Origin of the sequence: Bacillus sp. ISL-51, assembly GCF_018613535.1 — a bacterium.
Lineage (GTDB): Bacteria > Bacillota > Bacilli > Bacillales > Bacillaceae > Bacillus.
The window spans coordinates 75122-93321 of the sequence record NZ_JAGGQB010000006.1; the positions used below are offsets into that span (position 1 = coordinate 75122).

At 46.3% G+C, this 18200-nt stretch carries 18 protein-coding genes; 13 read left to right on the forward strand and 5 right to left on the reverse strand.

Going from position 1 to position 18200, the window contains the following annotated elements:
• Positions 1-35: 35 nt before the first annotated feature.
• The 4 genes from J7E26_RS18465 to J7E26_RS09045 all read left to right on the forward strand — a co-directional run bounded on the left by J7E26_RS18465 (position 36) and on the right by J7E26_RS09045 (position 3282).
• Positions 36-167 (forward strand): hypothetical protein, encoded by a 132-nt coding sequence (locus J7E26_RS18465; RefSeq protein WP_262417694.1) that lies wholly within the window; start codon positions 36-38, stop codon positions 165-167.
• A 131-nt stretch (positions 168-298) separates the two neighbouring features.
• Positions 299-1066 (forward strand): SDR family oxidoreductase, encoded by a 768-nt coding sequence (locus J7E26_RS09035; protein WP_214804002.1) that lies wholly within the window; start codon positions 299-301, stop codon positions 1064-1066.
• A gap of 63 nt (positions 1067-1129) precedes the next feature.
• Positions 1130-1816 (forward strand): metal-dependent hydrolase, encoded by a 687-nt coding sequence (locus J7E26_RS09040; RefSeq protein ID WP_214804003.1) that lies wholly within the window; start codon positions 1130-1132, stop codon positions 1814-1816.
• Positions 1817-1962: 146 nt separating this feature from the next.
• A complete protein-coding gene (locus J7E26_RS09045; protein WP_214804004.1) occupies positions 1963-3282 on the forward strand; it encodes a CBS domain-containing protein in 1320 nt (439 codons plus the stop codon).
• Between the two features lie 28 nt (positions 3283-3310).
• Here J7E26_RS09045 and J7E26_RS09050 read toward each other — a convergent pair whose 3' ends face one another.
• On the reverse strand, positions 3311-3613 hold the full coding sequence (locus J7E26_RS09050) for a YtpI family protein (RefSeq protein WP_214804005.1): 303 nt from the start codon (positions 3611-3613) through the stop codon (positions 3311-3313).
• Positions 3614-3731: 118 nt separating this feature from the next.
• On the opposite strand from J7E26_RS09050, the gene J7E26_RS09055 reads away from it, so the two are divergent.
• On the forward strand, positions 3732-4673 hold the full coding sequence (locus tag J7E26_RS09055; protein ID WP_214804006.1) for a DHH family phosphoesterase: 942 nt from the start codon (positions 3732-3734) through the stop codon (positions 4671-4673).
• A 17-nt stretch (positions 4674-4690) separates the two neighbouring features.
• Here J7E26_RS09055 and J7E26_RS09060 read toward each other — a convergent pair whose 3' ends face one another.
• The 3 genes from J7E26_RS09060 to ytrH all read right to left on the reverse strand — a co-directional run bounded on the left by J7E26_RS09060 (position 4691) and on the right by ytrH (position 5829).
• Positions 4691-4882 (reverse strand): YtzJ family protein, encoded by a 192-nt coding sequence (locus J7E26_RS09060; protein WP_214804007.1) that lies wholly within the window; start codon positions 4880-4882, stop codon positions 4691-4693.
• A gap of 105 nt (positions 4883-4987) precedes the next feature.
• A complete protein-coding gene (ytrI, locus tag J7E26_RS09065; protein ID WP_214804008.1) occupies positions 4988-5491 on the reverse strand; it encodes a sporulation membrane protein YtrI in 504 nt (167 codons plus the stop codon).
• The gene (gene ytrH, locus J7E26_RS09070) at positions 5488-5829 is read right to left on the reverse strand and encodes a sporulation membrane protein YtrH (protein ID WP_214804009.1); all 342 of its coding nucleotides are present in this window, start codon (positions 5827-5829) and stop codon (positions 5488-5490) included. The genes ytrI and ytrH overlap by 4 nt, the downstream gene beginning before the upstream one ends.
• A gap of 145 nt (positions 5830-5974) precedes the next feature.
• Here ytrH and dnaE point away from each other — a divergent pair, with 145 nt between their 5' ends.
• The 7 genes from dnaE (at position 5975) to J7E26_RS09105 (ending at position 16280) form a co-directional block, all read left to right on the forward strand.
• Complete coding sequence (gene dnaE / locus J7E26_RS09075) at positions 5975-9313, forward strand: DNA polymerase III subunit alpha (protein WP_214804010.1); 3339 nt, start codon at positions 5975-5977, stop codon at positions 9311-9313.
• Between the two features lie 142 nt (positions 9314-9455).
• Positions 9456-10688, forward strand: a complete 1233-nt coding sequence (gene ystJ, locus J7E26_RS09080; RefSeq protein ID WP_214804011.1) for an NADP-dependent malic enzyme — start codon at positions 9456-9458, stop codon at positions 10686-10688.
• Positions 10689-11016: 328 nt separating this feature from the next.
• Positions 11017-11889, forward strand: coding sequence for an acetyl-CoA carboxylase, carboxyltransferase subunit beta (gene accD / locus J7E26_RS09085; RefSeq protein WP_214804012.1), 873 nt, complete (start codon positions 11017-11019; stop codon positions 11887-11889).
• Positions 11874-12851, forward strand: a complete 978-nt coding sequence (gene accA / locus J7E26_RS09090; protein ID WP_214804013.1) for an acetyl-CoA carboxylase carboxyl transferase subunit alpha — start codon at positions 11874-11876, stop codon at positions 12849-12851. The genes accD and accA overlap by 16 nt, the downstream gene beginning before the upstream one ends.
• Before the next feature lie 181 nt (positions 12852-13032).
• Positions 13033-13992 carry a 6-phosphofructokinase gene (gene pfkA / locus J7E26_RS09095; RefSeq protein WP_214804014.1) on the forward strand — a complete coding sequence of 320 codons (960 nt, stop codon included), beginning with the start codon at positions 13033-13035 and terminating at the stop codon, positions 13990-13992.
• A gap of 38 nt (positions 13993-14030) precedes the next feature.
• Positions 14031-15788 carry a pyruvate kinase gene (gene pyk, locus J7E26_RS09100; RefSeq protein ID WP_214804015.1) on the forward strand — a complete coding sequence of 586 codons (1758 nt, stop codon included), beginning with the start codon at positions 14031-14033 and terminating at the stop codon, positions 15786-15788.
• A gap of 108 nt (positions 15789-15896) precedes the next feature.
• Entirely contained in the window at positions 15897-16280 is a 384-nt protein-coding gene (locus tag J7E26_RS09105; protein ID WP_214804016.1) for an FxsA family protein, read from the forward strand.
• Between the two features lie 30 nt (positions 16281-16310).
• On the opposite strand, the gene ytvI is transcribed toward J7E26_RS09105, so the two are convergent.
• Positions 16311-17426 carry a sporulation integral membrane protein YtvI gene (gene ytvI, locus J7E26_RS09110; RefSeq protein ID WP_214804017.1) on the reverse strand — a complete coding sequence of 372 codons (1116 nt, stop codon included), beginning with the start codon at positions 17424-17426 and terminating at the stop codon, positions 16311-16313.
• Positions 17427-17523: 97 nt separating this feature from the next.
• On the opposite strand from ytvI, the gene J7E26_RS09115 reads away from it, so the two are divergent.
• On the forward strand, positions 17524-17988 hold the full coding sequence (locus tag J7E26_RS09115) for a DUF441 domain-containing protein (protein WP_061523077.1): 465 nt from the start codon (positions 17524-17526) through the stop codon (positions 17986-17988).
• The last annotated feature ends 212 nt before the right edge of the window (positions 17989-18200 follow it).

Here is an 18200-nt window from a genome sequence, read left to right on the forward strand (position 1 = left end):
ACACCCTACATCTATACTGATGGGAGGTAGAAGGAATGCGCAAAGAACAAGAACGCTATATCTATGATGAAAAAGAAAGCGAAGAAACGGCCCGGCTCATTTCAGAGGCATACCAAAGCGGCTATGTCGGAATGGAGGAAGCCTCCGCTTCTCCTTCTGAAGATTAAGCTGTCTGTACAGACGGCTTTTTTTTCATGCAACTGAAGTGCAAAAAAGTGATATTGCCGCCTGTTTATAGTAAAGTAGAGGGAGAAATGACTTAATGGAAGCGGCGACGTTGCCTGGGGAGGGTATTCATGTGCGACATGCTCTAATTACTGCCGGTACAAAGGGATTAGGCCGGAAAGTGACTGAAATGCTGCTGGAAAAAGGCTTCTCCGTCACGGTGAATTACAGACAGGACGAAGAAGCAGTCGCCTGTCTGAAGGCTGATTATCCCCAGTGCCATGACAGACTGCAATTCGTAAAGGGTGATGTCACCCGAAAAGATGATCTGACGCGGATTGCCGAAGCGGCCCTTCAGCGGTTTGGGAGGATTGACATTCTTATTAACAATGCCGGGCCGTACATATTTGAGCGAAAAAAGCTTGCCGATTACTCAGATGAGGAATGGTACGGCATGCTGGAAGGAAATTTAAGCGCTGTTTTTCATTTGTTTAAGGCGGTCATTCCGGCCATGAGAAAACAGCGGTTCGGCCGGATTATTACATACGGCTTCCAAGGGGCTGCCCATGCGCCCGGCTGGCTTCACCGTTCCGCCTTCGGGGCGGCAAAGGTCGGCTTAGCTTCGCTGACCAAAACCATTGCGATTGAAGAGGCTGAATCTGGCATTACGGCTAATATGGTCTGTCCGGGTGATATCGTAGGCGGCATGAAGGAAGCATCCATAGAGGAAGCGAGACTGAAAATCGGCAAGGAAAATACGCCGATAGGAAGATCCGGAACCGGAGAAGACATTGCGAGAATCATCGCTTTTTTATGTGAGGAAGACTCCGATCTTGTAACCGGAACCGTCATTGAAGCCACAGGAGGGCTTAATGTGATTAACAGGCATCAATCCCTGTAAGTTTTTCGGCTTGTAAAAAAGGGAATTTGATAAATACAAAATTTTTAATGAGGTGAAAAAACGATGAAAGTGACGTATTACGGACATTCTGTGGTTCATGTGGAAACAAAAACGCATAACATTATTATCGATCCGTTTTTAACCGGAAACAGCCTGACTGACTTGAAGCCGGAAGAGGTAAAAGCGGATGTGATCCTGCTCACTCACGGGCACAATGACCATGTCGGAGATACAGAGCAAATCGCAAAACAAAACGATGCGCTCGTCATCGCACCGAACGAGCTGGCTGTTTATCTAGGCTTTAAGGGCCTAAACGTTCATCCGATGCATATCGGCGGCTCGCGCCAATTTGATTTCGGCAAAGTTAAATTGACGCAGGCGTTCCATGGATCAGCCGTCACTGATGAAGAAAACAAAACCATCACATACACGGGAATGCCATCGGGAATTTTATTGACGATCGACGGAAAAACCATTTTTCACGCCGGAGACACGGGGCTGTTCTCAGATATGAAACTGATCGGGGAATTAAACCATATTGATCTGGCCTTTCTGCCGATTGGCGACAACTTTACGATGGGGCCAGAGGACGCGAAGCTTGCAGCTGAATGGCTGAGAGCTAAACAGGTGGTTCCCGTTCATTACAATACTTTCCCTGTTATTGAGCAAGACCCTGATGCTTTCGCTGAAAGCCTGGCGGGCGGCGTCGGCAAAGTCATGGCAGCCGGCGAGTCAATCGAGCTTGTCTGACGGCTGAACGAAGATAAACTGACCTTCTGAATCAAAGCATTCAGAAGGTTTTTTTGTGGGGCCGTCTTTTTTCGGACGCCTCATTGCGAATGAATCCTCCGTACCCTTATAATAAAAACAGAAGACTGTCTTTAGAGGTGAAAGGCTTGGCAACAAAGCATGAACAAATACTATCTTACATAGATTCGCTGCCTGTCGGTGAAAAAATTTCTGTCAGAAGAATTGCAAAAGAGATGAAAGTCAGTGAAGGAACGGCTTACAGAGCCATTAAGGAAGCCGAAAATAAAGGCTTTGTTTCCACAATTGAACGCGTGGGGACGATCCGCATTGAACAGAAGAAAAAAGAAAATATTGAAAAGCTGACATACGCAGAGGTTGTCAATGTAATAGACGGCCAGGTGCTCGGCGGACGGGCAGGCCTTCATAAAACATTAAATAAATTTGTGATCGGCGCGATGGAGCTTGACGCGATGATGCGCTATACGGCGGCGGGGAACCTGTTAATTGTCGGAAACAGAATCAACGCCCACCGTCAGGCGCTTGAAGCAGGCGCGGCTGTATTGGTAACCGGGGGCTTTAACACCGATGACAGCATCATTCAGCTTGCCGATGAATTGGAGCTGCCGATTCTATCCACGAGCTATGATACCTTTACGGTTGCGGCGATGATAAACCGGGCAATCTATGACCAGCTGATTAAAAAAGAAATTGTGCTTGTGGAAGACATTTTGACGCCGGCAGAAAGAACCGTCACGCTCTCTCCTAAGGATAAGCTGGAAAAATGGTACGAGAAAAACTATGAAACCGGCCACGGCCGCTTTCCGGTCATCGATCAGCATATGAAAATTCACGGGATTCTGACTTCAAAAGATATCGCCGGGCATGACCGGTCTGTGCCGATTGAAAAAGTAATGACGAAAAATCCGGTCACAGTGATCGGAAAAACGTCGGTTGCCTCCGCGGCTCAAATGATGGTGTGGGAAGGGATCGAAGTGCTTCCGGTTACTGACGGGCACCACAGGCTGGTCGGCATGATCAGCCGTCAGGATGTCTTAAAAGCGCTTCAAATGGTTCAAAAGCAGCCCCAGGTCGGGGAAAAGCTCGATGACATCGTTTCAAGAGGATTTAAAGAAGAGGAAGATGATAAACAGACTCCGGCTGTTTATCAATATGAGGTAACGCCGCAAATGACCAATCAGCTTGGGACGATCTCTTACGGGGTGTTTACGACCATTTTAACGCAGGCCGCCAGCAGGTTTTTGCGCTCGCGTAAACGCGGAGAGCTGGTGATTGAAAGCATTACGATTTTCTTCTTAAAGCCCGTGCAGATGGAATCGGTCATTGAAGTAAAACCGCGCATTCTCGAAGCCGGCCGGAAGTTCGGAAAAATGGAAGTGGAAGTATCAAGCCAAAGCGGCATCGTTTCAAAAGCGATGCTGATGGTGCAGCTGATGGAGAGAAGTTAAGGGACGCTGTCCGGTCCCTTGTCCTTCATTACGCATGGTCTCTCTCCGCTTCTTTTGCATGGATGGGTTCATAATGCTTATAGGCTTTATACCCAGCCCATGCGCTGCCTGCCCCTATTAAAATGAAGACGCCGCCGATGACGAGGGTTAAAACTGAATGAAATAAAATCATTTGGTTTATCCCGTACAGCAGCACCAGCGCGCCTAACGCCATACTTGATTTAGCCGAAAAACATTCCTTTGCCAGCGCCCGTTTCGTCCGAACGCCCTTTACTTTGTAATAGACGTAAAAGCAGGCAGAAAGCCCGATGAGAAAAACAAAAACCAGCATAAATGAAATCCTCCATTGTTTGAGTTTACGAAACCGTTACACCTGTCTTGCCGAAAGATTTTCCTTTTCCGTAATTAAAGAGTATGATTAAATGAATAAAAACAAAAAGGAGTAAAAGATGAAATCCGAACTGATCAGAACCATATCATTATATGACACCATTATCTTACATAGACATGTGAGGCCTGACCCAGACGCTTACGGATCACAGTGCGGCCTTACGGAAATCCTGCGGGAAACGTATCCTGAAAAAAATATTTTTGCCGTCGGACAGCCTGAGCCGACCTTGTCTTTCTTATATTCCCTCGATGAGGTGGATGACGAAACATATAAAGATGCTCTTGTCATCGTATGTGACACCGCAAATCAAGGGCGTGTCGACGACCAGCGCTACCATTCCGGCGCAAAGCTCATGAAAATAGATCACCATCCAAATGAAGATCCGTATGGCGATCTTTTATGGGTCGATACGAATGCAAGCTCCGTAAGCGAAATGATCTATGAGCTGTACCTGGAAGGAAAGCAGCACGGCTGGAAACTGAACACGAAAGCAGCTGAGCTGATCTACGCGGGTATCGTCAGTGATACGGGACGCTTTTTATTCCCGAACACAACAAAAAAGACATTAAAATACGCGGGAGAGCTCATTGAGTTCCCATTTTCATCCTCGGAGCTGTTTAATCAATTGTATGAAACAAAATTGAATGTGGTGAAGCTGAACGGCTTTATTTATCAAAATGTGTCATTGTCTGAAAACGGCGTCGCTTCCGTTTTCATTAAGAAAGACATTCTGGAGACATATGGGACAACCGCTTCTGAAGCGTCACAGCTTGTCGGAACGCTTGGAAATATTTCAGGTATTCGCGCATGGGTGTTTTTCGTAGAAGAAGACGATCAAATCAGAGTCCGGTTCCGCTCAAAAGGACCGGTCATTAATGGAATTGCCCGAAAATACAACGGCGGAGGGCATCCGTTCGCAGCCGGCGCGTCCGTCTACAGCTGGGACGAAACCGAGCCGATTTTGGCTGATCTGGAAGAGTTATGTAACGAACACAAGTAGAGGGGAGACCCTCTTTCTTAGTGTTCATCTGTCAAGGGGATGAACCAGCAGCCGAATTCAGTCAGGTCTTCGTAGACGCGGAGATTATAGATTTGGAGTTCTTTTTTTATGAGGGAAGCGAGTGTGTCTGTTTCTGCATATGCGGAATAGCCTTGTCTGATTCGGTCTGCGTGATCTTTTGCTAATCGTCGTTCACTAAAAACCTCCATTTTCCCTTCCTCCCTTCAGATTCATTGAAAATGTCTCATTTACAGTTTATAAAAAAGCGGAGAAAAAAGCGACACATCTTTGGAAAATTTTTAAAAATGACATATTTACGTCGCAAAAGAAATATTAATTTCGACAGACAATCTCGTATAAATCGTCAGTTCTTTCACCTCAGCTTTGTATTCCTTCTCATTTATGGTGTACACTTTGTTTTCAATCGTCCGTTTTAAAAGCTCCTTTGTTTTATACACACTTTCAATATCTTTTGTGATGACCTCAGAGATATTATCCTTTACATGCTCTTCGAATTTCATTTTGTCAGGCTGCGGAATTTTATATTTTTCGCCGTTAAGCAGCTTAATATCAACACTTTGAATCAGCAGCCTTTTTTTATTGTCTTCATTTAATTTATGAAGATCTTCCTGATAGATGGAAATCTGAGTTTTCAAATCCCGCATATGCTCCTGCTGTTTTTCGATTAATGTCACCTGTTCTTCCTGAAACGTTGCGTATGTAAACAGGAAAAACAGCCAGCTGACTGCGGCGCCGCACATCATCCCCGCAAAAAAACGCTGCCACCCCGGTTTTTTATAATATTCGGGAATTCTCATGAGGAGATATTCTCCTGGGTCAGCCAAGAAATAATCAGCCAGCCGGTTTGGGCGCCGCCCATGGCTGAGATAATCAACAGAAGCTGTTTAAAAATATCGCGCGTATTCCCTTCTAAAATTCCTCTTTCAAAGCTGTACACCGCGTCAAACGTCCCTCCGATGGCCGCGACGAGCGCCCAGATTTTCAGCCTGTTCGCCAGTTTCGTAATCGCTGTCAGCGGAGCCTCGCCTGATAAATAAGCGCCGACGCCCCCGATCAGCGCACCGCCGAACAAAACACCGAACGCGATAAAATAACTATTAATGAAATTTGCCATAAAGCTGGCTTCCTGATCCATTTTATACATCACCTCACCTTACATCATATTGAGCGATACGGACAAGTATGATGATGAGTCAAAAAAGAACATTTGTTTCTTATGGAAACCCGCCTTATAATGTAGAAAGACAAAAATGAACGTATATGAGAAAGGGGTGGCGGCTTTGTCTTTTGTTCACCTGCAAGTACATAGCGGCTACAGTCTGTTAAACAGCGCCGCTTCTGTGAAAGAGCTTGTCAAAGAGGCCGGCGCGCTCGGATATTCATCTTTGGCGCTGACTGACGAAAATGTCATGTACGGCGCCATTGAATTTTATAAAGCATGCAAGGCAAACGGAATCAAGCCGATTATCGGACTGACGGCATCTCTTTACACGGATGAATCCGAACTTGAAGCCTGCCCGCTTGTTCTTTTGGCTGCGACAAACGCCGGTTATCAAAACCTGCTGAAGATTTCAAGCGCGCTGCAATCCAAATCAAAGGGCGGCATCAAACAAAAATGGATGAAAAGCTATCATGAGGGGCTGATCGCCATTACGCCCGGTGAAAGAGGGTATATTGAAGCCTTGCTGCAAGCGGGGCAGTTTGAAAAAGCGGTTAAAACCGCTAAAGAGTTTCGGGCGCTGTTTGGAGAAGGCTGTTTTTACTTAGGGTACCAGCTGTTTAAAAACGATGGGACATTATCAGAGGAGATTCTCCGGCTGTCCGCCGAGACGGAAATCGCTGTCTGCGCAACCGGGGATGTTCATTATATACGTAAAGAAGATCAAGATGCTTACCGTTGTCTGTGCGCTATTAAAGCCGGGGAAAAATGGGCTGATCAGAGCGGGGATATGCCCGGCTTACATTTGAGATCGCCTGATGAGATGAGAGAGCTTTACGCTGCGCATCCCGAAGCGCTGGAGGCATCAGCAAATATCGCAAAGCAGTGCCATGTTGATGTCAGCCTCGGACAGACGCGGCTTCCGTCATTTCCGGCGCCAAACGGAAAATCTGCGGATGATTACTTGGCGGAAGTATGCTTTGAAGGGCTGCGACGCCGTTTTGAATCACCCGATGATCGCGCTGTCCGGCGGCTTGAATATGAGCTGGATGTTATCAGGCGGATGCGATTCAGCGATTACTTTCTCATCGTGTGGGATTTTATGAAATACGCGCATGAGCAAGGCATCGTAACCGGGCCTGGAAGGGGGTCTGCGGCAGGCTCACTTGTCGCTTACACCCTTTTCATTACAGATGTAGATCCGCTGAAGCATTCTCTGCTGTTTGAGCGTTTTCTGAATCCTGAGCGAATCAGCATGCCGGATATTGATATTGATTTCCCAGATACAAGAAGGGATGAAGTCATTCAATATGTTCAAAAAAAATACGGCAGTATGCACGTGGCTCAGATCATTACCTTCGGAACTCTTGCGGCAAAGGCTGCTTTAAGAGATACCGGGAGAGTCTTCGGAATCAGCCCGAAAGAATCCGATCAGCTTGCCCGCCTGATCCCGTCAAAACCCGGCATGACGCTGGAGGAGGCGAGAGGCCAGTCCGCACAGCTGAATCAGCGGCTTTCTGAATCCGCCGTGCTTGCCAAAGTTTTCCGAATCGCCAAGAAAATCGAAGGCCTTCCGAGGCATACGTCTACACATGCGGCAGGCGTTGTTCTCAGCCAAGAGCCTCTTTCTGAGATTGTTCCCCTTCAGGAAGGCCATGAAGGCGTATATTTAACCCAGTATGCGATGGATCATCTGGAGGATCTCGGCCTTTTAAAAATGGACTTTTTAGGCCTGCGTAATCTTACGCTGATCGAATCGATTAAAACGATGATTGAAAAAGAGACAAATACCAAAATAGATTTTTCCACGATTTCCTATCAAGATGAAAAAACCTTCACACTGCTTTCAAAAGGCGATACGACAGGGATTTTTCAGCTTGAATCGTCAGGAATGAGGAGCGTGCTGAAGCGCCTTAAGCCGTCAAGGCTTGAAGACATTGTCGCGGTTAATGCGCTGTACAGGCCGGGTCCGATGGAAAATATCCCGTTATTTATTGACCGGAAACACGGGCGGGCGCGTGTAGAGGTTCCGCATGAAGATGTAAGGAGCATCCTGGCTGAAACATACGGCGTCATCGTCTATCAAGAGCAGATTATGATGATCGCATCGCGTATGGCGGGTTTTTCTTTAGGCGAGGCGGACCTGCTCAGACGTGCCGTCAGCAAAAAGCAGAAGGACATTTTGGACAGGGAGCGAAGCCATTTTGTTGAAGGGTGCTTAAAAAAGGAGTATTCTGTAGTCACTGCAAACGAGGTCTACGATCTGATTGTGAAATTCGCAAACTACGGATTTAACCGCAGCCATGCTGTAGCATACAGCATGATCGGCTATCAGCTCGCGTATTTAAAGGCGCATTATCCTTTATATTTTATGTGCGGGCTGCTGACGAGCGTCATCGGCAATGAGGACAAAATATCGCAATATCTGTACGAAGCGAAGGGGAGCGGGATTGAAGTCCTTCCGCCGTCAGTAAACAGCAGCAGTTTTCCGTTTACAGTTGAAAACGGAGCCGTCAGATACAGCTTGCGCGCCATTAAAAACGTAGGTGTCTCGGCAGTGAAAGATATTTATAAAGCAAGAAAACATAAACCGTTCGAGGATCTTTTCGATTTTTGCTTTCGCGTACCTGCAAAAAGTGTAAATCGAAAAACCATCGAAGCCCTTATATTTTCTGGTGCCATGGACGAATTCAATCAAAACCGCGCGACCTTGCTTGCCTCCGTTGATGTGGCTTTAGAGCACGCCGAGCTTTTTCGTGCAGACGATGACCAGATGGGATTGTTTTTGGAAGAATCTTTTTCCATAAAGCCAAAATATGTAGAAGCTGAGGAATTTCCGCTTGTGGACATGCTTCGGTTTGAAAAGGAGGCCCTCGGCGTTTACTTCTCAAGCCATCCCTTGTCTGTCTTCAGGGACGGGCTGACGGCCCGGGGAGCGCTGCCAATAGCAGAAGCGCGGCAAATGCCGAAGGGGCAGCTGTCAATCGGGGCTTTGCTCGCCGGCATCAAAATGATTCGGACAAAGACAGGTCAGCATATGGCGTTTCTCACATTAAGCGACGAAACGGGAGAGATCGAAGCCATCGTGTTTCCTGACCAATTCAGAAGGCTGTCCCCGCTCTTGAAAGAAGGCGCGCTTTTATACGCGTTTGGAAAAATGGAGCAGCGGCAGGAAAAAACACAGTTCATTATTTCCGGGGCATCCATTTTGGAACAAACGGGAACCGACAAAGCGCCGTCTGTTTATATCAAAATAGAAGGCAGCCGTCACAATCAGGAACTTTTGGCAAAGATGAAGCGTATTTTACTGGAGCATAAAGGGGAAACTGGCGTGTATCTTTATTATGAGAAGCAGAAGCAGACGATTAAGCTGCCTGATTCTTTTCATATACAAGCTGACCATCAGGCGTTATACCGTTTAAAAGAGCTGCTGGGCCGGCAAAACGTCGTATTAAAATAGTGGTAACACCAATAGTTTTGTTATACAATTGAAGCAATTGTGCTATCTTATTTAAAGATTCTGATATTTTTCATCTCCAGAGATTGTACCAGTCTATGCAGCAGAATATGTAATAAAGTACTTAAAAGGAGTGTATTAAAGAATGTCTCTAAGAGAAGAAGCATTACATTTACACAAAGTCAACCAAGGAAAACTAGAATCAAAAGCAAAGGTTGAAGTAAGAAATGCGGAAGATTTAAGCCTTGCTTACTCTCCTGGTGTGGCTGAGCCGTGTAAAGAGATTTATGATGACCAAAACAAAGTATATGATTATACAATGAAGGGGAACATGGTAGCAGTCGTAACAGACGGATCAGCCGTTCTCGGACTCGGCAATATCGGGCCTGAAGCTTCACTGCCTGTCATGGAAGGGAAAGCGGTCCTCTTTAAAAGCTTCGCAGGAGTAGACGCGTTCCCGATCGCGCTTGACACAAATGATGTGGACAAAATAATCGACACGGTGAAACTGCTTGCTCCGACTTTCGGCGGCGTCAACCTTGAAGACATTGCGGCACCGAACTGCTTTATCATTGAAGAACGTCTGAAAAAAGAAATAAATATTCCGGTTTTCCACGATGATCAGCACGGAACTGCCATTGTAACCGTTGCAGGGCTTGTAAACGCGCTGAAGCTGTCAGGAAAATCCATGTCTTCCATTAAAGTCGTGGCGAACGGAGCGGGAGCGGCAGGCATCGCGATCATAAAGCTTCTCTATCATTTCGGCGTACGGGATATCGTGATGTGCGACTCAAAAGGAGCCATTTACGAAGGGCGCCCTGCCGGCATGAACAGTGTGAAAAACGAAGTGGCGAAGTTTACTAACCAAGATCGCAAAGACGGCTCGCTTCAGGATGTCATTAAAGATGCAGACGTCTTTATCGGCGTTTCAGTCGAAGGCGCCTTAACGAAAGAAATGGTTGAAAGCATGGCGAAAGATCCGATCATTTTCGCAATGGCGAACCCGAATCCGGAAATCATGCCTGAGGATGCGCGCGCAGCCGGCGCAAGCGTAATCGGAACAGGCCGCTCCGATTTCCCGAACCAGGTAAACAATGTATTGGCATTCCCGGGAATTTTCCGCGGAGCGCTTGACGCTCGCGCGACTCATATTAACGAAGAGATGAAAATTGCAGCGGTTGAAGCCATTGCTTCCCTCGTTTCAGAGGAAGAATTGAGCGCAGATTATGTCATCCCAGCTCCATTTGACAAACGCGTTGCGCCTGCTGTTGCAAAAGCTGTTGCAAAAGCGGCGATGGAAACAGGTGTGGCAAGAATGAACGTTGACCCTGAAGAAGTCGCTGAAAAAACAAGAAAGCTTACTGTCATCGGTGAATAGAGAACGGAGATAAGAATGGCAGCGCGTTGGCAGAAAACAACGCGCTGTTGTTCAATAAACGGACTGCTGACATTTTTTTAAGGGCAGGTCTTGAAAAAATTTCAGCAGTATCCGTTATTTCTTTTGAAAACGCTGACACCAAGGCTGAGCAACGTTTTCACTGCTTTTTTAAAGCCGGTATCGGTCTGTTTCAGAGCAAAAAATGTCGAATGGAGGATGACACCGTTTGACAAAAAAAGTACAATAGTTTCGGTAAAGTTATTATTAAGTCTATCTTAATCGGAAGACATGCAGTGAAGAGAACCCTTCACAAAAGGGAGGTAATCATTTGTTAAAGGATATATTTACAAAAAAGAAAAAATATGCTTCCGTGCCGTCTGAGCAGGCAAAACACGATGTTCCGGAAGGCATTATGACAAAGTGCCCCAAATGTAAAAAAATCATGCTCACAAAAGAGTTAGATAAAAATCTGCGCGTCTGCATGAATTGCGGATACCATTTCCCGATGAATGCAAAACAGCGCATCGAAAGCATCCTGGATGAAGATTCATTTGAGGAATTCAACCAGGGAATGATTTCTGAGAACCCGCTCGGTTTTCCGGGATATTTAGAAAAAGTCGAAAAAGACCGTGAGAAAACATCTTTGAATGAAGCGGTTGTTACCGGAAAAGGGAACATCAACGGTTTCCCTGCCGTGATCGCGATTATGGATTCGACATTCCGCATGGGCAGCATGGGTTCCGTTGTCGGAGAAAAAATTACGCTTGCAATTGAAAAAGCAAAAGAGGAAAAAGTCCCGTTTATCATCTTTACCGCTTCCGGCGGCGCACGCATGCAGGAAGGGGTCTTAAGCCTTATGCAGATGGCGAAGACAAGCTCTGCATTAAAGCTGTTCAGTGAGGAGCAGGGCCTGATTATTTCAATCATGACCCATCCGACGACAGGAGGGGTATCGGCGAGCTTCGCTTCTCTCGGCGATTATAATCTCGCTGAACCGGGAGCCTTGATCGGTTTTGCGGGAAGACGTATCATTGAACAGACGATCGGGGAAAAACTGCCGGAAGATTTCCAGACGGCGGAATTTTTATTAAAGCACGGCCAGCTTGATGCAGTAATTCATAGAAATGATATGAAAGATAAACTCGGATATCTGCTGGACATGCACCAAACAGGAGGTGAGCATGAGTGGCTGCAAGATTAGAATTTGAAAAACCAGTGGTTGAACTGCAAACTAAAATCGCCGAACTGAAAAAATTCACCCAAGATTCGGATATGGATTTAAGCGCTGAAATCGAAAGGCTTGAAGACCGGCTCAGCAAGCTTCAAGATGAAATTTATAAAAATCTGAAGCCGTGGGACAGAGTTCAAATCGCCCGGCTGCCTGACCGGCCGACGACGCTTGATTACATTCAATATCTGTTTACCGACTTTTTTGAATGCCACGGAGACAGAACGTACGGAGACGATGCGGCGATTGTTGGCGGAGTTGCCAAGTATCACGGCATGCCCGTAACCGTCATCGGCCACCAGCGCGGAAAAGATACGAAAGAAAACCTTGTCCGCAATTTCGGGATGCCTCATCCTGAAGGCTACCGCAAAGCGCTTCGCCTCATGAAACAAGCCGATAAGTTTAACCGTCCGATTATCTGCTTTATTGATACGAAGGGAGCATATCCCGGTAAAGCGGCTGAGGAGCGCGGGCAAAGCGAAGCAATCGCCAAAAACCTGTTCGAAATGGCCGGCCTCACAGTGCCTGTCATTTGTATCGTAATCGGAGAAGGCGGAAGCGGAGGCGCGCTGGCTCTGGGTGTGGGCAACCGCATGTTTATGCTGGAAAACTCTACTTATTCGGTTATTTCTCCTGAAGGAGCGGCATCAATTTTATGGAAAGATTCAAGCCTTGCCAAAAAAGCGGCGGAAACCATGAAAATCACTGCGCCTGACTTATTAGAATTAGGTATTATAGATCATATGATTAAAGAAGTAAAAGGCGGAGCACACCATGATATTAAGCAGCAGGCGGGCTATATTGACGAAACTCTGAAACAATCGTTAAAATCTCTTATCAAACTGAGCGCGGAAGAATTGATCAGCCAGCGCTATGAAAAATATAAAGCGATTGGGAAAGTTTCGGTTGAGGATCATTATATCGGGGTAAACTAAATAGACGTGAAGCCTATGGCTCACGTTTATTTTTTGTGATATTCCTTAAATTTTATTTAAAAACAATTTATTTAATTGTATAATAGGTAAGGTTTCATGGGAGCTCAGGCGTCCCTTTTCATTGTTTTAGGGCAATGATCATGATATGTTTAACATATATATGTTCTGAGGTGAATAGGAAATGAAGCGTATAGGAGTTTTAACGAGCGGCGGGGATTCCCCGGGGATGAACGCGGCGGTTCGCGCGGTTGTGCGGAAGGCTATCTACCACAACGTAGAGGTTTACGGCATTTATAACGGGTATTCCGGATTAATCAGCGGGAAAATAGAAAAACTGGAGCTTGGCTCGGTTGGTGACATCATTCACCGCGGCGGAACAAAGCTGTACACAGCCAGATGTCCTGAATTCAAAACAGTTGAAGGCCGTGAAAAAGGAATAGAAAATTTAAAGAAACTCGGCATTGAGGGGCTTGTGGTCATTGGCGGCGACGGTTCTTACATGGGAGCGAAAAAATTAACGGAACACGGGTTTCCGTGTGTAGGTGTACCGGGTACGATAGATAATGACATCCCGGGAACTGATTTTACGATCGGATTCGATACGGCGTTAAATACTGTCATCGACGCGATTGATAAAATCCGTGACACAGCTACGTCGCATGAACGTACATATGTCATTGAAGTGATGGGACGCCATGCGGGCGACATTGCTTTATGGGCAGGGCTTGCCGGCGGAGCGGAATCGATTTTAATTCCTGAAGCGGACTATGATATGCACGAAATTATCGCCCGCTTAAAAAGAGGGCATGACCGCGGAAAGAAACACAGTATCATTATCGTTGCCGAAGGGGTAGGCAGCGGAGTTGAATTCGGAAAACGCATCGAAGAAGAAACAAACCTAGAAACGCGTGTATCTGTGTTAGGGCACATCCAGCGCGGCGGATCTCCAAGCGCTTCTGACCGCGTTCTTGCAAGCCGCCTCGGCGCTTACGCAGTTGAACTTCTCCTCGAAGGAAAAGGCGGACGCTGCGTAGGTATACAAAACAACAAGCTTGTAGACCATGATATTATAGAAATTTTGGAGACAAGACATACTATTGAACCAAACATGTATCAGCTTTCAAAGGAACTGTCTATATAAGAGGCAAAAGCTGAAGATTTTAGAAGGAAGTGAACGAGTTGAAAAAAACAAAAATCGTTTGTACAATCGGCCCGGCCAGTGAAAGTGTTGAAATGCTTACGAAATTAATGGAAGCGGGTATGAATGTTGCTCGCCTGAATTTTTCACACGGTGATTTCGAAGAGCACGGCGCCAGAATTAAAAACATCCGGGAAGCAAGTAAAAAGCTCGGCAAAAATGTAGGAATTCTCCTTGATACGAAAGGCCCGGAAATCCGTACGCACCAAATGGAAAACGGCGCGCTTGACCTGCAAGCGGGAAATGAAATTATCGTTTCAACGAAAGAAGTTCTGGGAACGCTTGAAAAATTCTCAGTATCTTACGAAGGCTTGGCAGAAGACGTGCAAAAAGGCTCTATCATCCTTTTGGATGACGGATTAATCGGATTGGAAGTCATCGAATCAAATCCGGAAAAACATGAAATCAAAACAAAAATCTTAAACAGCGGCACGCTGAAAAATAAAAAAGGCGTAAACGTTCCCGGCGTCAGCGTTAACCTTCCGGGCATCACGGAAAAAGACGCAAAAGACATCACTTTCGGTATTGAGCAAGGCGTAGATTTCATCGCTGCGTCATTTGTGCGCCGTTCTACGGATGTGCTTGAAATCCGCGAATTGCTTGAAGAACATAATGCGTCGGACATTCAAATCATCCCTAAAATCGAAAACCAAGAAGGCGTAGATAACCTTGACGCGATCCTGGAAGTATCTGACGGATTAATGGTAGCGCGCGGAGACCTCGGCGTAGAGATTCCGGCTGAAGAAGTGCCGCTTGTGCAAAAAGAAATGATCAAAAAGTGCAATGCGCTCGGCAAACCGGTCATTACGGCGACACAAATGCTTGACAGCATGCAGCGCAATCCTCGTCCGACACGTGCTGAAGCAAGTGACGTTGCCAATGCTATTTTCGACGGAACAGATGCAATTATGCTTTCCGGTGAAACAGCTGCAGGGCAATATCCTGTTGAGGCCGTTCAAACGATGTTTAACATTGCCACACGCACAGAAGAATCTCTGAACTATAAAGAAATTCTGTCTAAACGCAGAAATCAAGTCGGCATGACGATTACCGATGCAATCGGCCAATCTGTTGCGCACACGGCGATCAACCTGAACGCATCAGCTATCGTTACTCCGACAGAAAGCGGCCATACGGCGCGTATGATCGCAAAATACCGTCCGCAGGCTCCGATCGTGGCCGTAACTGTGAATGAGTCTGTATCACGCAAACTCGGTCTTGTATTCGGCGTATTCCCGGCAAGCGGACAAAACGCCAATTCAACAGATGAAATGCTTGAAGATGCAGTTCAAAAATCGCTTGACAGCGGAATTGTCAAACACGGCGATCTGATTGTCATTACAGCCGGTTCAGTCGGTGAATCAGGCACAACGAACCTGATGAAAGTCCACACCGTCGGCAGCATTGTGGCAAAAGGACAAGGCATCGGACGCAAATCAGCATTCGGTCCGGTCGTTATTGCCAAAAATGCAAAAGAAGCTGAACAAAAAATGACAGACGGCGCAGTATTGGTTGCTTCAAGCACTGACCGCGACATGATCGCATCACTTGAAAAAGCATCAGCGCTTATTACAGAAGAAGGCGGCTTAACGAGTCATGCTGCTGTGGTCGGATTAAGCCTCGGCATTCCGGTCATCGTCGGCATGGAGAATGCGACTGCTGTTTTAACAGAAGGACAGGTTATCACAGTTGACGCTGCCCGCGGCACAGTGTATGAAGGCCGCGCAAGCGTTCTTTAAACAGCCGTAAGAGAAGAGAGGGGAATGCCCTTCTCTTTTCGTCTTTTCGCTGTTTTTCACATTCCCGCGCGGGCGGTGAACGTGCTGAGAAGTGCAGGGGGGCAGAATATGAAATACTTATTTTTACTATTTATCGTATGTCCGGCAATTGAAATCGGCCTGTTTTTGCTGGCAGGAAAATTGATCGGCATTTTTCCGACGATCCTTCTCATTATTTTGACGGGCGTTTTAGGCGCCTTAGTGGCAAAAAGGCAGGGAATCGATGTGTATCACAGGGTGCAGCGCGATCTGCAATACGGCAAAATGCCCGGAGAAGCGCTTCTGGACGGTATGTGCGTCTTTATCGGCGGTCTGCTTCTGATGATCCCCGGTTTCCTGTCAGATGTCTTAGGAGCCTGTCTCTTGATTCCGTTTATCCGGAACCGTTCAAAGCCGCTAATGTTCAAATGGCTGAGAGGAATGTCGAAAAACAAGCGGATGATTATTAAATAAAAACGGCAGCCTGTCACAAAGGCTGCTTTTTTATTTTGATTGAATGGTAATATAGGCCCATATTTCTTTAAGCGTACCGGTCGTAATAAACGCTTGGATGAAGACAAGCAGCGCGGGTCCGGCAGCCAGTCCTAAAAATCCAAACAGCTTAAAACCGGCAAACAGGGCGATTAACGTGGCAAGAGGGTCAATGCCGATCGATTTGCTTAAGATTTTCGGCTCCGTCAGTTGGCGCTGAATGAGAACGACAATATATAAAATTCCGATGCCGATGGCTTGAGGGAGCTGTCCTGTAATGGATAAGTAAATAATCCAGGGAACAAACACCGACCCGGCGCCGAGATAGGGAAGAAGATCCACAAGCCCGATAAAGAAGGCAATTGTTGCCGCATGCTCAATGTGTAAAAGAAAAAGTCCGATAAAGACAATGACCATTGTAAAGAGAACGAGCACGGCCTGCGCCTTAATGAAACCGGCCATTGCTTTTTTCAGCTCGCCCACAACGGCCTTTCCGTTTGCTGAGACCCGTTCCGGAAGAATCGAATGCAGCAGCGCCTTCAGCTTATGCCAATCCTTTGTGATAAAAAAGGTCGCAAGCAATGAAAAAATAAAGACGGCGGCCGTATTGGGGAGAACGGCAAACAGTTTCGGCATCATTTCAAAAAGGTGTGACAGCATCAGTCCCGCGTTTTTAGCGGCTGTATCACCGAGCGTCTGAATATGAGTCACGATCGAAGCCTGCTGTTTCGTTTCCAGCCCGTTAAATAAGACAGTCAGCTCATGGTACAATGGCTGAATGCGGGATGTGAACAGTTCCTCGCAATAGGTAATAAAAGCGCTGATATGGGGAGGAAGCGTTTTTGCCAAATAGGCCGTTCCCGAAATGATTTCCGCTACAAGAAATGTAGCCGCGCCAAGGAGAAGCAGCAAAAAAAAGGCAAGGACAATGACTGTGTTTACAGAGCGGGGGAGCCCCGTCAGTTTGTCCAGCCAGTCGACAAAAGGGATAATCGCGGATGAAAGAATAAGTGCGATCAGAAACGGATAAGTTAACGGAAATGAGGCGTAACCCGCAGCCAAAGCGCCGCCGGCCACAGCCAGTACAAAAAGCGTGCGGAAAAAAATGGTTGCGTATTGCGGATTCAAATCGATCCTCCTCTCGGTCGGCACGTCCTATTTATTTAGTTTATTCCTGAAAAAAAAGGATATGAATACAGTTATGATGAAGGAGGGTGTTTTCAGCATGTTTACACAGGCTAATTTATTTTTAATCTTATTGCTTGCGATTGCACTTATAGCTAAAAATCAATCATTGCTTTTTGCCGTCGGTTTTCTCATTGTGATTAAAGCCGTCGGGCTTGATCAAAAACTGTTTCCGGTTATTCAGTCAAAAGGAATCAACTGGGGAGTCACCGTGATTACGATCGCCGTTTTGGTGCCGATTGCAACGGGGGATATCGGCTTTAAGCAGCTTGGCGAAGCGATGAGATCGTATTATGCGTGGATTGCCCTCGGAGCCGGAATCGCCGTCGCTTTAATCGCAAAAAACGGACTTACTCTATTGGAGAATGATCCTCATATTACAACGGCGCTTGTGATCGGGACGATACTTGCCGTCGCGCTTTTTGGGGGCGTCGCCGTCGGTCCGTTAATCGGAGCCGGAATTGCCTACTTGGCTATGCAAATCGTAAAAATATTCACTTCATAAAGTAAAAAGCGGCCTCAAACCGCTTTTTTTCTTGCGGAAAAAGGGGAAAAAACCGCGTAAAATCAAGAAAATTTGCGAAAAACAAAAAAAATTATAGGTAAACATTTAACAAATGTCTGATTATTGTTTATAATAAGAATAGGCTTAAACTTAAATAAGCTTATAAGAATTTGTTATGTTCTTTCATAAGCATATCGGTTATGTAACCGCAA

Bases quoted from the DNA above. Each gene is read 5' to 3' on its own strand.
- J7E26_RS18465 (WP_262417694.1), top strand. From the start codon at position 36: ATGCGCAAAGAACAAGAACGCTATATCTATGATGAAAAAGAAAGCGAA.
- J7E26_RS09040 (WP_214804003.1), top strand. From the start codon at position 1,130: ATGAAAGTGACGTATTACGGACATTCTGTGGTTCATGTGGAAACAAAA.
- J7E26_RS09050 (WP_214804005.1), bottom strand. From the start codon at position 3,613: ATGCTGGTTTTTGTTTTTCTCATCGGGCTTTCTGCCTGCTTTTACGTC.
- J7E26_RS09055 (WP_214804006.1), top strand. From the start codon at position 3,732: ATGAAATCCGAACTGATCAGAACCATATCATTATATGACACCATTATC.
- J7E26_RS09060 (WP_214804007.1), bottom strand. From the start codon at position 4,882: ATGGAGGTTTTTAGTGAACGACGATTAGCAAAAGATCACGCAGACCGA.
- ytrI (WP_214804008.1), bottom strand. From the start codon at position 5,491: ATGAGAATTCCCGAATATTATAAAAAACCGGGGTGGCAGCGTTTTTTT.
- ytrH (WP_214804009.1), bottom strand. From the start codon at position 5,829: ATGGATCAGGAAGCCAGCTTTATGGCAAATTTCATTAATAGTTATTTT.
- ystJ (WP_214804011.1), top strand. From the start codon at position 9,456: ATGTCTCTAAGAGAAGAAGCATTACATTTACACAAAGTCAACCAAGGA.
- pfkA (WP_214804014.1), top strand. From the start codon at position 13,033: ATGAAGCGTATAGGAGTTTTAACGAGCGGCGGGGATTCCCCGGGGATG.
- J7E26_RS09105 (WP_214804016.1), top strand. From the start codon at position 15,897: ATGAAATACTTATTTTTACTATTTATCGTATGTCCGGCAATTGAAATC.
- J7E26_RS09115 (WP_061523077.1), top strand. From the start codon at position 17,524: ATGTTTACACAGGCTAATTTATTTTTAATCTTATTGCTTGCGATTGCA.